The organism is Afipia sp. GW821-FHT04G03, assembly GCF_059419985.1.
The window spans coordinates 1,435,136-1,448,591 of the sequence record NZ_JBWKSV010000001.1 but is presented as its reverse complement, the minus strand read 5'-3'; the positions used below and the strand labels follow the sequence as shown (position 1 = coordinate 1,448,591).

The 13,456-nt window shown below is 60.5% G+C and carries 9 protein-coding genes; 5 read left to right on the top strand and 4 right to left on the bottom strand.

What is annotated here, in order from left to right:
* Nucleotide 1: 1 nt before the first annotated feature.
* Together AC07UB_RS06920 and AC07UB_RS06915 are read right to left on the bottom strand one after the other, a co-directional pair.
* Nucleotides 2-856 carry a branched-chain amino acid ABC transporter permease gene (locus tag AC07UB_RS06920; RefSeq protein WP_492793159.1) on the bottom strand — a complete coding sequence of 285 codons (855 nt, stop codon included), beginning with the start codon at nucleotides 854-856 and terminating at the stop codon, nucleotides 2-4.
* 110 nt (nucleotides 857-966) lie between these two features.
* Nucleotides 967-2,187 (bottom strand): ABC transporter substrate-binding protein, encoded by a 1,221-nt coding sequence (locus AC07UB_RS06915; protein WP_492793158.1) that lies wholly within the window; start codon nucleotides 2,185-2,187, stop codon nucleotides 967-969.
* Nucleotides 2,188-2,583: 396 nt separating this feature from the next.
* Between AC07UB_RS06915 and AC07UB_RS06910 the strand changes: the two genes are divergently transcribed.
* The 3 genes from AC07UB_RS06910 to AC07UB_RS06900 all read left to right on the top strand — a co-directional run bounded on the left by AC07UB_RS06910 (nucleotide 2,584) and on the right by AC07UB_RS06900 (nucleotide 6,678).
* Nucleotides 2,584-3,603 (top strand): TRAP transporter substrate-binding protein, encoded by a 1,020-nt coding sequence (locus tag AC07UB_RS06910; protein WP_492793157.1) that lies wholly within the window; start codon nucleotides 2,584-2,586, stop codon nucleotides 3,601-3,603.
* Between the two features lie 9 nt (nucleotides 3,604-3,612).
* Nucleotides 3,613-5,508 (top strand): TRAP transporter large permease, encoded by a 1,896-nt coding sequence (locus AC07UB_RS06905; protein WP_492793156.1) that lies wholly within the window; start codon nucleotides 3,613-3,615, stop codon nucleotides 5,506-5,508.
* 396 nt (nucleotides 5,509-5,904) lie between these two features.
* On the top strand, nucleotides 5,905-6,678 hold the full coding sequence (locus AC07UB_RS06900) for a ferredoxin--NADP reductase (RefSeq protein WP_492793155.1): 774 nt from the start codon (nucleotides 5,905-5,907) through the stop codon (nucleotides 6,676-6,678).
* On the opposite strand, the gene AC07UB_RS06895 is transcribed toward AC07UB_RS06900, so the two are convergent.
* Both AC07UB_RS06895 and AC07UB_RS06890 read right to left on the bottom strand, forming a co-directional pair.
* Nucleotides 6,679-7,596, bottom strand: coding sequence for a response regulator (locus AC07UB_RS06895; RefSeq protein ID WP_494651582.1), 918 nt, complete (start codon nucleotides 7,594-7,596; stop codon nucleotides 6,679-6,681). It abuts the gene before it with no gap.
* On the bottom strand, nucleotides 7,586-10,972 hold the full coding sequence (locus AC07UB_RS06890; protein ID WP_494652661.1) for a hybrid sensor histidine kinase/response regulator: 3,387 nt from the start codon (nucleotides 10,970-10,972) through the stop codon (nucleotides 7,586-7,588). The genes AC07UB_RS06895 and AC07UB_RS06890 overlap by 11 nt, the downstream gene beginning before the upstream one ends.
* A gap of 161 nt (nucleotides 10,973-11,133) precedes the next feature.
* Between AC07UB_RS06890 and urtA the strand changes: the two genes are divergently transcribed.
* Together urtA and urtB are read left to right on the top strand one after the other, a co-directional pair.
* Nucleotides 11,134-12,396, top strand: a complete 1,263-nt coding sequence (urtA, locus tag AC07UB_RS06885) for an urea ABC transporter substrate-binding protein (protein WP_492793153.1) — start codon at nucleotides 11,134-11,136, stop codon at nucleotides 12,394-12,396.
* A 126-nt stretch (nucleotides 12,397-12,522) separates the two neighbouring features.
* The gene (gene urtB, locus AC07UB_RS06880) at nucleotides 12,523-13,449 is read left to right on the top strand and encodes an urea ABC transporter permease subunit UrtB (RefSeq protein ID WP_492793152.1); all 927 of its coding nucleotides are present in this window, start codon (nucleotides 12,523-12,525) and stop codon (nucleotides 13,447-13,449) included.
* Nucleotides 13,450-13,456: the final 7 nt, after the last annotated feature.

Sequence of the window (13,456 nt, the reverse complement as noted above, 5' to 3'; positions counted from 1 at the left end):
GTCAGAAAGCCGCCCGCCGGCCGAGAATTCCGGACGGTCTGATCATGAGTGTGATGACGACCGCGACCAGCGACACCAGTTCGGTCCATGACGTCGAAACCAGATAGGCCACGATGGTTTCGGAATAGCCGAGGATCAGCGAGGCAATGATGCTGCCCGGGATCGATCCCAATCCGCCGACAATGACGATGGCGAAGGCTTTCACCATCGGCAGCAGCCCCATGGTCGGCTGTACGGTAAGAAATGGCGACACCAGCACGCCGGCTAGCGCCGCGGTGCCGGCCGAAATCGCCATGACAATGGAGAAAATGCGGTTGGTCGGAATGCCCATGTATTGCGCGGCCTCCGGGTCCTGCGACACAGCGAGAATGGCCGCGCCGAGCCGCGTGCGCTGGATGAACAGCCACAGCATGAGCAGCACCAGGACGCCGGCGACAAGCGCGAGCAATCTCTGGCCGCCGATGTCGACGCCGCCGATCGAAACCTTGTCCGCTACGAAGGAGGGGACGTTGCGGTATTCGGAGCCGAAGGTGATGAACAGCGCCTGCTCGACGGCAAGTGAAACGGCCAGCGTAATCATCAGCACCGCGAGCTGCGACGCGCGCAGCGGCCGCACCAGATAGCGCTCCATAAGAACGCCAAATCCCGCGACCAGCAGGACGGCCAGCGGTGCCGCGATGAACAGTGGGAAATTCAGCAAGGAGGTGAAGACGTAGGCGGCATACGCGCCCAAAGCGTAGAATGCGCCGTGCGCGAGATTGAGGATGCGGGCGACACCGAAGATGAGCGTGAAGCCCACCGCGAGCATCGCGTAAATTGCGCTGGAGACCGCGCCGTAAATCAGGATTTCGAGCATGGATCCCTGCTGTTCCTAGTGTCCCGTATCCGACGTTCGCTTCACCCTTCCAGAGCGAAGGGATGCGGCCGGTAAGTTCATTACCGGCCGCGTCTCACGACAAGTACAGATCAGTTCATCCAGGGCGGCGGGATCATCTTCCCCGTTTCGGAAGCCTTCGGCCACACGACGATGCGTGCGCCGTCCTTCTGCCATTGCGCGAACAACAGGTTCTGCAGGCCGGGTCCGGTCTTCACATCGTGGACTTCGTCGAACTGGATCTTGCCGGCGATGCCGACATAATCCGTCTTCTCGAGTTCCTTGATGACCGCACTCGGCTCGACCGAGTTGGCGCGCTTCACGGCCTCCGCGTAGACGTAGATCGCGTCGTAGGCGCCGACGCCGGTGTAGACAGGCGCCGTTCCGAAGCGTTTGACGAACTCGTCCCAGAAAGGGATCGTCTTGGGCGTCAGTTCGGCGCGGGTCGCGAACAGGCCGACGGTCTCGGACAGCGCCTTGCCGCTCACGCGGGTGAAGAAGTCCGCGTCCTGGCTTTTCACATCGATGCCGCCGATCGGAATCGGCACCTGCGCGTCATGCCACTGCTTGACGAAGATGTCCGAGGAGGCGTGCGACAGGATCACGATCAGATACTGCGCGCCGCTGGATTTCACCTTGGCAAACAGCGGCGAGAAGTCCGAGGTCGATGTGTCGAAGAATTCGGCCAGCGGCACTTCGGTGCCGCCCTCGACCGCGCCCTTCTTCAGGATCGGAACGAGATCCTGCACCCACTTGGCGTTCTCGCCGACAATGGCGATCTTCTTCAAGCCCATCTCGCCCTTGAGCTTGCCGTTGATGAAGTCGACCAGTGCGCGGGCCTGATGGCCGGCATGGATCGGGGAAACCCGGAAGATATACTTGTAGTTCTCGTAGTCGGCCTTCACCTTCGCGGTGATCGCTGGAGAGGCCGCGCCGACGCCGAGGTAGATCGTCTTCGCATTGGAAATGTGCGGCAACTGGGCCAGCGTCACGCCGCTGGTGTAACCGCCGATCAGCACATCGACCTTGTCGTCGGCTGTGAGCTTCTTGATCGCCGCGATGCCCTGTTCGGGGTTTTCGGTTTCATCCGCAGCCACCATTTCAAGTTTGCGACCGACGAGGCCGCCTTTGCTGTTGATGTCCTCGATCGCCATTTTAATGGCATTCTGCGTATCGCGTCCGACCTGAAGCTGGACCGAGGTGGGAACGCCGATCTTGATGGGGCCTTGCTGCGCTGACGCCGGGGTTGTGGAGAGAAGCGCTCCGGCGCTTAAGATGCTCGCAGTTGCGAGCAGGTTGAGAAATGACTTCATGACGTTTCTCCCTGATGCATCCGAATTCGTGTCCGGTGCTTTTTATTTGCATCGACAGACTGCCCGCCGGGACAAGATCAAGTCAAGCAAAGATCGGATGATTGCAGCGACAGTTCATGTAGCGGTTCATGGAAGAGGTGATCCGGTAACAGCGAGATCAGAAACGTCGCTCGCCTGACGTAATGTTGCAGCGCCAAAAGCTGGGAACCGTCACGTTGAAGTGTTTGAAACGGATCGTGCATGACGGCAGCTCCGTCGTGAGGATGTAAAATAATCCCGCGGCCACTGCGTTTTGTGGGCGCGGATGATTTGACATTTTGTCGCAACATGGATGATCTGCCGCGGTCGGCTTCCGATCAAGAAGCAACAAAAACAACACCCTTAGGGAGAAGACCAATGAACGTCTCACGCCGCGCTTTGCTCAAATCGTCAGCAGCCGCCACCGTCATGGCCGGCGTCGGCGCGCCGCTCGTGGCCCGGGCGCAGCAGGCCGAATTTGTCTATAAATTCGCCAACAACTTACCGGATACGCACCCCATTAATGTGCGATCCCGCGAAATGTCCGCGGCCATCAAGCAGGAGACCAACGGCCGCGTCGATATCCAGATTTTCCCGAGCAGCCAGCTTGGGTCCGACACCGATACGCTGAGCCAGCTTCGTTCGGGTGGCGTGGAGTTCTTCACGCTGTCTGGTCTCATTCTGGCGACGCTAGTCCCGGCGGCGTCCATCAACGGCATCGGCTTTGCCTTCCCGGATTACCCGGCGGTCTGGAAAGCCATGGACGGCGATCTCGGCGAATACATTCGCGGGCAGATCACCAAGGCCAACCTCGTGGTGCTGGACAAGATCTGGGACAACGGATTCCGGCAGACCACGTCATCCACCAAGCCGATCAAGACTCCCGAGGACTACAAGGGCTTCAAGATCAGGGTGCCGGTCTCGCCGCTGTGGACCTCGATGTTCAAGGCGTTCGATGCATCGCCTGCGTCGATCAATTTCAACGAAGTCTATTCAGCGTTGCAGACTAAGATCGTCGAAGGTCAGGAAAATCCGCTCGCGCTGATTTCGACCGCGAAACTTTACGAAGTGCAGAAGTATTGCTCGCTGACCAACCACATGTGGGACGGCTACTGGTTCCTCGCCAACCGCCGTGCGTGGGAGCGGTTGCCGCCCGACGTGCGCACCATCGTCGCCAAGAACGTCAACGGCGCCGCACTGAAGGCGCGTGAGGACACCGAAAAGCTGAACGCCAATCTGCAGGCGGAATTGGCGGGGAAGGGATTCCTGTTCAACCAGCCCGATCTCGCGCCGTTCCGCGAGAAGCTCAAGCAGGCTGGATTCTACGCGGAGTGGAAGGCCAAGTATGGCGACGAGGCCTGGGCGATTCTGGAAAAGAACGCCGGCAAGCTGACGTAACCGACGGTCATGAACGAGCCAGTATCCTTGACCCCGGTTGGCACTGCGGGTGCGGCAGCCATTGCCGCGCCCGGGCGCAGTGCGCTCTCGTCGATCGAAGTCATGCTCGGGCGGCTGGTTGAAATTCCTGCCGCGCTGCTGGCCATCGCGGAAATCGTCATCCTGTTCGCGGGCGTGGTATCGCGTTACGTTTTCCATAGTCCGTTGATATGGTCCGACGAGCTGGCCTCCATTCTCTTTCTGTGGCTGGCCATGTTCGGCGCGGTGGTGGCTTTCCGCCGCTCCGAACACATGCGCATGACGGCGGTGGTGGCAAAATGCCAGCCGTCGATGCGCGTGTTCCTCGACATATGCGGCACCTGTGCGGCGCTGGCCTTTCTGCTGATGATTGCGCTGCCGTCTTATGAATATGCCTACGAGGAAAGTTTCATCACGACACCCGCGCTTCAGATTTCCAATTCGTGGCGCGCTGCCGCGCTGCCCATCGGCGTGTGTTTGATGGTGGTGTTCGCGCTGTTGCGGCTGGCGCGGCACACGGACAAAAAGCAACTCCTCGTGGCGGTGCTGTCCGTGAGCGCGATCGTCGCCGCATTCTGGTTCGCGCAGCCGGTGCTGCGGCCGCTCGGCAATCTCAACCTCGTCATTTTCTTCATTGGTGTCGTGGCGCTCTGCGTCTTCGCTGGCGTGCCGATCGCTTTTGCATTCGGCCTCTCGATCTTCGGCTATCTCGTGCTGACGACGCATACGCCGCCGATGGTGCTGGTCGGGCGGATGGACGAGGGCATGAGCCATCTCATCCTGCTTGCCGTGCCGCTGTTCGTGTTTCTGGGACTGCTGATCGAAATGACAGGCATGGCGCGCGCCATGGTCGCGTTCCTTGCGAGCCTGCTCGGTCACGTCCGCGGTGGTCTGCATTACGTGCTGATCGGCGCGATGTATCTGGTGTCCGGTATCTCCGGCGCGAAAGCAGCGGACATGGCGGCCGTCGCGCCTGTGCTGTTTCCGGAAATGAAAGCGCGGGGCGCGAAGCCGGGGGATCTGGTCGCGTTACTTGCGGCGACCGGCGCGCAGACCGAAACCATTCCGCCGAGTCTCGTCCTCATTACCATCGGCTCCGTGACCGGCGTGTCCATCGCCGCACTCTTCACCGGCGGTCTGCTGCCGGGCCTGGTGCTGGCGCTCACGCTGTCGGGACTGGTGTGGTGGCGCTATCGCGGCGAAGACTTGAGCCATGTCGAGCGTGCGACCGGAAAGCACATCTTGCGCACATTCATCATTGCACTCCCCGCACTGGCATTGCCGTTCGTGATCCGCGCCGCGGTGGTCGAGGGCGTTGCGACCGCGACAGAGGTCTCGACCATCGGCATCGTCTTTACGATCTTCGCGGGTCTGGCGATCTATCGTCAGTTCGACTGGTCGCGCCTGATGCCGATGCTGATCGAAACGGCGTCATTGTCAGGCGCCATTCTCCTGATCATTGGGACCGCGACCGGAATGGCGTGGGGCCTGACCCAGTCCGGATTTTCCCGCTCGCTCGCGGCGGCCATGACCGGGCTCCCCGGTGGCCCGACCATTTTCATCGCGGTGTCCATCGTGGCTTTCATGATCCTGGGCAGCGTGCTGGAAGGCATTCCCGCCATCGTCCTGTTCGGGCCGCTGCTGTTTCCCATCGCCCACGCTGTCGGCGTTCACGAAGTCCACTATGCGATGATCGTCATTCTCGCGATGGGCATCGGACTGTTCGCGCCGCCGTTCGGCGTCGGATATTATGCCGCCTGCGCGATCGGCAAGGTCGATCCGGCGGAAGGCATCCGGCCGATCTGGGGTTATCTGCTGTCGCTGCTGATCGGGCTCATCATCGTCGCTGCGTTTCCGTGGATTTCCATCGGATTTCTCGCGAAGTAGGAGTTGAATGTTACGGCGCGCGATGCGAGGGCAATTGCCCGATGGTGAAGAAGTAGGAATCGCTGTCAGGGTCGGGGCAGTTCCCGCGACGGCCCGGATCTGGATAGAGTGTAATTTCCTCCCGGCAGGCTCCGTGCGGGAGGAAATTTCTCCTGTGGAACAGGATCTTAGAATGCAACGCCGGTCTGCCTTCAGGGCATGACGCAGGCGCGGTATGTAATTGACGGAAAACGAGAATTCGGCTATTTCACCCCCGTCGTGAATGCTGCCGCCGTCTTCGCCTGCGATGCAGGCCATTCAGCAAAATTCATTGGCGAATGAAGTTCTGCGTGAGGCGTGATCGCCCGCAAGTCCGGCGATTGTGCGCTCACCAATTGCAAGAGCGTGGGTCTGGTTATGAGCAACTTCAATCAGGAAACGGTGCTGAGTGTCCATCACTGGACCGACAATCTGTTCAGCTTCACGACGACACGCGATTCATCGTTCCGGTTCCGGAATGGCGAGTTCACCATGATTGGTCTCAAGGTGAACGAGAAGCCGCTGCTGCGCGCCTACAGCGTCGCGAGCGCGAACTATGAAGAGAACCTCGAATTCTTCTCGATCAAGGTTGCTGACGGTCCGCTGACCTCGCGCCTCCAGCACCTGAAGGAAGGCGACGAGATCATCGTCAGCCGCAAGGCCACCGGCACGCTGGTAATCGACAATCTGACCGACGGCCGCAATCTTTACCTGATCGGCACGGGTACCGGCCTCGCGCCGTTCCTCAGTGTCATCAAGGATCCCGAAACTTACGAGCGTTTCGAGAAGGTCGTGCTTTTGCACGGCTGCCGCCATGTCAAGGAACTGGCTTACGGCGAACTGATCACCGAGAAGCTGCCGCAGGACGATCTGATCGGCGACATGGTGCGCGCCCAGCTGATCTACTATCCGACCGTGACGCGCGACCCGTTCCGCAACCGCGGCCGCATTACCGACCTCATTACGTCGGGCAAGCTGTTCGATGACATTGCATTGCCTCAACTCGACGCCAGCCAGGACCGCGTCATGATGTGCGGCAGCCCGGCGCTGCTTGCGGACACCAAGACGCTGTTGCTCGATCGCGGCTTCGTCGAAGGCAATCACGGCGAACCGGCGGACTTCGTCGTCGAGAAGGCGTTCGCGGAACGCTGATCACATGCGCTGGCGGCTCGCGTTGCTCGCGACGGCCGCCGCGGCGGTCCGGTTTTCCACACCGAGCTTCGCATAGATCTGCTCAAGATGCTTGTCGACGGTGCGCGGGCTGAGGCCGAGAATCTGCGCGATGTCGCGGTTCGTCTTGCCCTTGCTGAGCCATGACAGCACTTCTCCCTCCCGGCTGGTGAGTCCGAGTTCCTTGCTGAACTCCGCCGGTGAATCCGAACTGGTGTCCCGCGCCAGCCGCAGCAAAAACTCGTTCGCACCCAGTCTGCCCATGTATTGCAGGCGCAGCTTCTCGTCGCGAAACGACATCGCAGGCGGCGATTTGGATTCAGCCATCCCCTGGTGCATCTGGCCGAGCCAGTCGAGCCATGGCTCGGGGAGTTCGAGTTTTTCGCTTGTCGCGCGATCGCGCGCGAGCTTCTCCGCCTGCGGCGTGGCCCAGATGATGCGCCCGCGGTGATCGACGGCGAACAGGTAGCGCCCCGACACGTCGAGCGCGGCCCGTGCGCTCTGTGTGAGCCGTGCATTTGCCAAGTGAACCTTGATGCGGGCCAGCATTTCCTTGATCACAATTGGCTTGGCCACGTAATCGACGCCGCCGGCTTCCAGACCCCGCACGATATGCTCGGTTTCGGCCAGTCCCGTCATGAAGATCACCGGCACCCCGGCGAGTGTGGCCTCGCGCTTCAGGCGGCGGCAGGTCTCGAAGCCGTCCATTCCCGGCATCACGGCGTCGAGCAGAATAACATCCGGAACGATCTGCTCGCCGATACGCAGCGCCGATGTCCCGTCGAGCGCGACCATCACGGTCATGCCTGCGCCATCCAGTGCGTCGGTGAGCATACGCAGTGTTTCCGGCGAATCGTCGACGATGAGGACCGTATCGCGTGATTTGGCTTCAGTGATCATGGCGCTGCACAGACTTGAGAGTTGCCATGTATTGCCCAAGATCGAACCGTTCCACCAGCGATCTCATCTGCGACACGAACCCGGCGTGTTCCGGATGATCCTTGTCGATCTGATCGAGTTTCAGATGGATCGCGGTGACATAGCCGATCTGTCCCAGATCGATCAATTCGTCGACGTACTGAACGGGCGGGCGCGGATCGTCGTTCAAATTCCATGTCGGGGCAGGAGCTTCGTCGGGTTGAATGGCGCCCGGTTCATACGACCATTCGATCTTGAGCAATTGGCCGACCAGTTCCACCAGACGCGGCACGTCGATCGGCTTCATCAGATAGCCGTCATGGAACGGCTGCGCCAGCGGCGCGCCGTGGGCTTCGAGCGCGCTCGCTGAAATCATCAGGATGCGGGCGTGATGGTGGCCGTTGGCGCGAAGGGTTTCCGCGACCGACCAGCCGTCGATGCCTGCCATGGAGATGTCGAGCAGGAACATGTCCGGCTGACAGTGCTGCGCCAGATTGAGGCATGTCGCGCCGTCAGGCGCGCTCAGGATGATAAAGCCGAGCGGGGCGAGGACCTCGCGCAGCAGATCGCGGTGGGTAGGATCATCGTCGGTGATCAGGATCGTCCGGCGCGGACCGTGATAGCCGTAGATCGGCGCATTGATCGCCTTGATGCGCGTGGGATTGGTCACCTCGGACAGCAGCATCTTCACCTGAAACGTGCTGCCATGGCCGACGGTGCTGGTGACCCGAATGTCGCCGCCCATCACGCCCGCGAGCAATTTGGAAATGGTGAGACCCAGACCCGTGCCGGTCTGCGGTTGCGAGATGCCGAGCGCGCCCCGCTCGAACGGCGCGAAGATGCGCTCCAGATCCTCGGCCTGGATGCCGGGGCCGGTGTCGCGCACTTCGAATTCGGCGACGGGACTGCGATAATGCACGATGAAATGGACGCTCCCGCTTTGGGTGAACTTGATGGCGTTCGACAACAGGTTGATCAGGATCTGCCGCAGCCGCTTCTCGTCTGCGTAGACGACAGGAGGCAGCGTTTCCGGGCGCTGAAACACGAACTCGACGTTCTTCGCGGCGGCTTGCAGCCGGAACATGCCGACAAGCTGATCGAGGAAGGCGTGAAGGCGAACCTCGTCGCGCGACAGGTGAAGCCGTCCGGCCTCGATCTTGGAAATATCCAATAGGCCGTCGATCAACCCCGACAGATGGTCGGCGCTGCGGCGAACGACACGGACCTGATCGCGCGGCTTCGGCAGGATGGTCGCATCCTGTTCGAGCAATTGCGCGTAGCCGCTGATGGCATTGAGCGGCGAGCGCAATTCGTGGCTCAGTCCCACCACATACCGGCTCTTGGCGAGGTTGGCCGATTCGGCCACTTCCTTCGCACGCTGAAGCTCCATGTCGGTTTGCCGGTGGGCGTCGATTTCCTGCATCAGCAGCGCGGTCTGCCGTTTCGTCTCCGCTTCAGCGGCCTGACGGCTTTGCCGCGCCAGCACGAACAGCCACGCCACCACGCCGATGATGATCGAGAGCGCGAAGAAGACTTTCCACAGCACGTCGGACAGCTGAATCTGATCGAAACGGATCGCGGTCGCCGTTTGCAGATAGATCAAGCCAAGCGTCAGTCCGACCAGGCCGGCCGACAACGCGAAGACGCCGAGATAGTGTCCCAGTTGCGAATTGATGCGGGCATAGATGAATTGCGGGAGAACCTTGCCGAGGACGTCCGAGAACTGCGCCTGCACCCGTGCATGCGGTTTGCACAGATCGTGACAGCGCGCGTCCAGCGAGCAGCATAGCGAACAGATCGGGCCGGCATAGGCGGGGCAGGAGGCCATGTCTTCCGGCTCGAACGCATGTTCACAGATGCAGCACTTGATGGTTTCGAGATTCTGCCAGCTTCGCTTCGGCTTGCGCGCGATATAGTACTTTCCGCCGGTGGCCCACGCGATGACGGGCGCCGTAACGAAGGCCACCGCGAGCGCGACAAACGGCGCGAGCGCTTTTGCGGTTGTTCCGAAAAAGCCATAGAACGCCGTGATCGATACAATCGTGGCAATCGTCATTGCGCCGACGCCGACCGGATTGATATCGTAGAGATGCGCGCGCTTGAATTCCATATGCGGAGGCCGCAAGCCGAGCGGTTTGTTGATGATGAGGTCGGCGACCAGCGCACCGACCCAGGCGATCGCCACGTTGGAATAGAGCGCGAGCGTCTGCTCCAGCGCCTTGTAAACTCCGATTTCCATCAGCAGCAACGCGACTAGCACGTTGAACACGAGCCATACCACCCGGCCCGGATGACTGTGCGTCAATCGCGAGAAGAAATTCGACCATGCGATCGAGCCGGCATAGGCGTTGGTGACGTTGATCTTGAGCTGCGAGAGGATGACGAAGGTACCCGTCAGCGCCAGTGCGAGATCCGGTTGCGAGAGCACATAGCGAAACGCTTCGAGATACATGTGCGAAGGTTCGGCGGCGTATTCAGCCACCACGCCATGTTTGATCGCGAAGAATGCGAGGAACGAGCCGGCCAGCATCTTGACGGCGCCGGGGACGATCCAGCCGGGGCCGGCGCTGACCATGGCGATCCACCACGCGCGCTTCGAGGTGCGCCGGTCGCGCGGGAGAAATCGCAGGAAGTCGACCTGTTCGCCGATCTGGGCCACCAGCGCAAACACAACGGATGCTGCGGTTCCAAACAGCAGCAGATCGAGATGCCCGTCGGGATTTCCATGATCTCCCGGAAAGGCCCGCCACTCGGCAAACGAGCCGGGGCTTTTGATCGCGATGGCCGCGAACGGGAGGATGTGAAGCAAGATCCAGAACGGCTGCGTCCATAACTGGAAGCGGCTGATCAGCGTGATGCCGTGGGTGACGAGTGGAATGATGACGATCGCGCTGATGAGATAGCCGATCGGGCGGGGTATGCCGAAGCACAGTTCCAGGGCCATCGCGAGAATCACGGCTTCGATGGCGAAGAAGATAAAGGTGAAGGAGGCGTAGATCAGCGACGTGATCGTCGAGCCGATGTAGCCGAAGCCCGCGCCCCGGGTGAGAAGGTCGATATCGACGCCATATCTCGCTGCGTAATAGGCAATCGGCAGCCCGCAGCAGAAAATAATGACGCTCACGATCAGGATGGCGGCGGTGGCGTTGGTCACGCCGTAGTTCAGGGTGATGGTGCCGCCGATGGCCTCCAGCGCGAGGAAGGAAATCGCGCCCAAAGCGGTATTGGCTACCCGCGCGGCCGACCAGCGGCGCGCACTCTTGGCCGTGAAGCGAAGTGCGTAGTCTTCCAGCGTTTGGTTCGCAACCCATTGATTGTACTGGCGTCTGACGCGGTCTATCCGCTGACGTCCGGCCACTTTGATCTCCATCGTCACGCGTTACGCGTCCTGATCCCGGTCCCGCAAAAATCTACGTCGCGCTTTTGCGGTGAAGTATGCGCGATTTCGCGTATCTGTGCGTAGCACAAACCGGGCCATGTTTTCCCCCATCAGGGCGTTATTCAAAAAAGGGGAAGGCCATGTCAGACGAGAAAAAACAGGGTTTGCAGTCCGCTTTCCGGCGCAAATTGTTGATGGGAATGGCGGCGTTGCCTGCCATGTCGCTGCTTCCGGGGCCGTCATTCGGTGCAGGGCCTGCCACATCCGTGGTCAACACCACGGGACTGGCGGTGACCGATACCGAAGTCACAGTCGGAATCCTGCACTCGGTTACCGGCACCATGGCGATCTCCGAAACGGGATCGGTGCAGGCCGAAAAGCTGGCCATCGAGCAGATCAACGCCTCGGGCGGCGTGCTCGGCCGCAAGATCAAGTTCATTCAGGAAGACGGCGCATCTGACTGGCCGACCTTCGCTGAAAAAGCCAAGAAGCTGCTCGTCAACGACAAGTGCGCGTCGGTCATGGGCTGCTGGACGTCGGCCTCGCGCAAGGCAGTGCTGCCGGTGTTCGAACAATACAACGGCATGCTCTATTATCCGACCTTCTACGAAGGCCTCGAGCAATCGAAGAATGTCATCTATACCGGCCAGGAAGCGACCCAGCAGATCATCGCCGGTCTCGACTGGGTCAACAAGACCAAGGGTGCGAAGTCCTTCTATCTGCTCGGTTCGGATTACATCTGGCCGCGTACCTCAAACAAGATCGCGCGCAAGCACATCGAAGGCCACCTGCAGGGCGCGAAGGTTGTCGGCGAGGAATACTTCCCGCTCGGCCACACGCAGTTCAACTCGGTCATCAACAAGATCAAGCTGACCAAGCCGGACGTGATCTACGCCATCATCGTCGGCGGTTCGAACGTCGCGTTCTACAAGCAGCTCAAGGCGGCCGGCATCGACCTGTCGAAGCAGACGCTGCTGACCATCTCCGTGACAGAGGACGAGATCGACGGCATCGGCGGCGAGAACATTGCGGGAGCATTCGCCTGCATGAAGTATTTCCAGTCGCTCGACAATCCGAACAACAAGGAATTCGTCGCCGCCTTCAAGAAGATGTGGGGCGAGAAGACCGTGATCGGAGACGTTACACAGGCTGCCTATCTTGGCCCATGGCTGTGGAAGATGACGGTCGAGAAGGCGGGCAGCTTCGACGTCGACAAGATCGCCGAAGCCTCCACCGACATCGAGTTCACCAAGGCGCCGGAAGGCTACGTCAAGATCCACAAGAACCACCATCTCTGGTCCAAGACCCGCGTCGGTCTCGCCGGTCTCGATGGTCAGTTCAAGGTGGTTTACGAGACGCCGAATCTGATCGAGCCCGATCCGTTCCCCAAGGGCTACCAGTAAAAGCGCCGCCGGTAAGCGTCCTTCCGAAAGCTGAGCTCCCTGGCGTGGATTTTTCGGTCCACGTCCGCAGCCCTCGCGCCGCGAATTCGTTCGCGGCGCGAGACTTACTCTCCGCGGAGAATTGAAATGTTCGGCGACTATTCGATTGGCGACCTCGGCGCGATCTTTGCGATGCAGGGCTTCGCGGGTCTCATCCTCTTCTCCGTTTACGTTCTGATGGCGCTCGGGCTTGCGATCATCTTCGGCCAGATGGGCGTCATCAACATGGCGCACGGCGAATTCATGATCCTCGGTGCCTACGTCACGTGGATGACGTCGAATTTCTTTCAGGCCTATCTTCCCTCACTGTTCAGCGGCTACTTCTTTCTCGCGATGGCGTTGGCTTTCATAGCGTCCGGATCACTCGGAATGCTGGTGGAATGGGCGCTGATACGGCACCTCTACAAGCGGCCGCTGGATACGCTGCTTGCGACATGGGGCTTGAGCCTGATCTTGCAGCAAGCCTATCGCTCGATCTTCGGTGCGCGCGAAGTCGGCGTCGAGCTCCCGCAGTGGATGCTGGGATCGAAGCAGATCACCGACACCATCGAAGTGCCCATCAACGGCATCTTCGTGATGTGCCTGACCGTGCTGATCACCATCGCTGTGGCCTACATCATGTATAAATCCCGCTGGGGTCGTCAGGTCCGCGCCGTGGTGCAGAACCGCGTGATGGCCGGCGCGGTCGGCATCAATACCGAGAAGGTCGATCGTTACACCTTCGGCCTCGGCTGCGGCATCGCGGGCATCGCAGGCTCGGCTTTCACCATGATCGGCTCGACCAGCCCGACCTCCGGCCAGCTCTACATCGTCGATACATTTCTTGTGGTCGTGTTCGGGGGCGCGGCCAGCCTGCTTGGCACCATCGCATCGGCATTCACCATCTCCCAGGCGCAGTCCACCATGGAGTTTTTCCTGTCCGGATCGATGGCCAAGGTTCTCACGCTGCTTGCGGTTGTCGGCATCCTCATGCTGCGGCCGCAGGGACTGTTCGCTCTCAAGGTCCGGAAGTGAAAAGGCC

Bases quoted from the DNA above. Each gene is read 5' to 3' on its own strand.
- AC07UB_RS06920 (WP_492793159.1), bottom strand. From the start codon at position 856: ATGCTCGAAATCCTGATTTACGGCGCGGTCTCCAGCGCAATTTACGCG.
- AC07UB_RS06915 (WP_492793158.1), bottom strand. From the start codon at position 2,187: ATGAAGTCATTTCTCAACCTGCTCGCAACTGCGAGCATCTTAAGCGCC.
- AC07UB_RS06910 (WP_492793157.1), top strand. From the start codon at position 2,584: ATGAACGTCTCACGCCGCGCTTTGCTCAAATCGTCAGCAGCCGCCACC.
- AC07UB_RS06905 (WP_492793156.1), top strand. From the start codon at position 3,613: ATGAACGAGCCAGTATCCTTGACCCCGGTTGGCACTGCGGGTGCGGCA.
- AC07UB_RS06900 (WP_492793155.1), top strand. From the start codon at position 5,905: ATGAGCAACTTCAATCAGGAAACGGTGCTGAGTGTCCATCACTGGACC.
- AC07UB_RS06895 (WP_494651582.1), bottom strand. From the start codon at position 7,596: ATGATCACTGAAGCCAAATCACGCGATACGGTCCTCATCGTCGACGAT.
- urtA (WP_492793153.1), top strand. From the start codon at position 11,134: ATGTCAGACGAGAAAAAACAGGGTTTGCAGTCCGCTTTCCGGCGCAAA.
- urtB (WP_492793152.1), top strand. From the start codon at position 12,523: ATGTTCGGCGACTATTCGATTGGCGACCTCGGCGCGATCTTTGCGATG.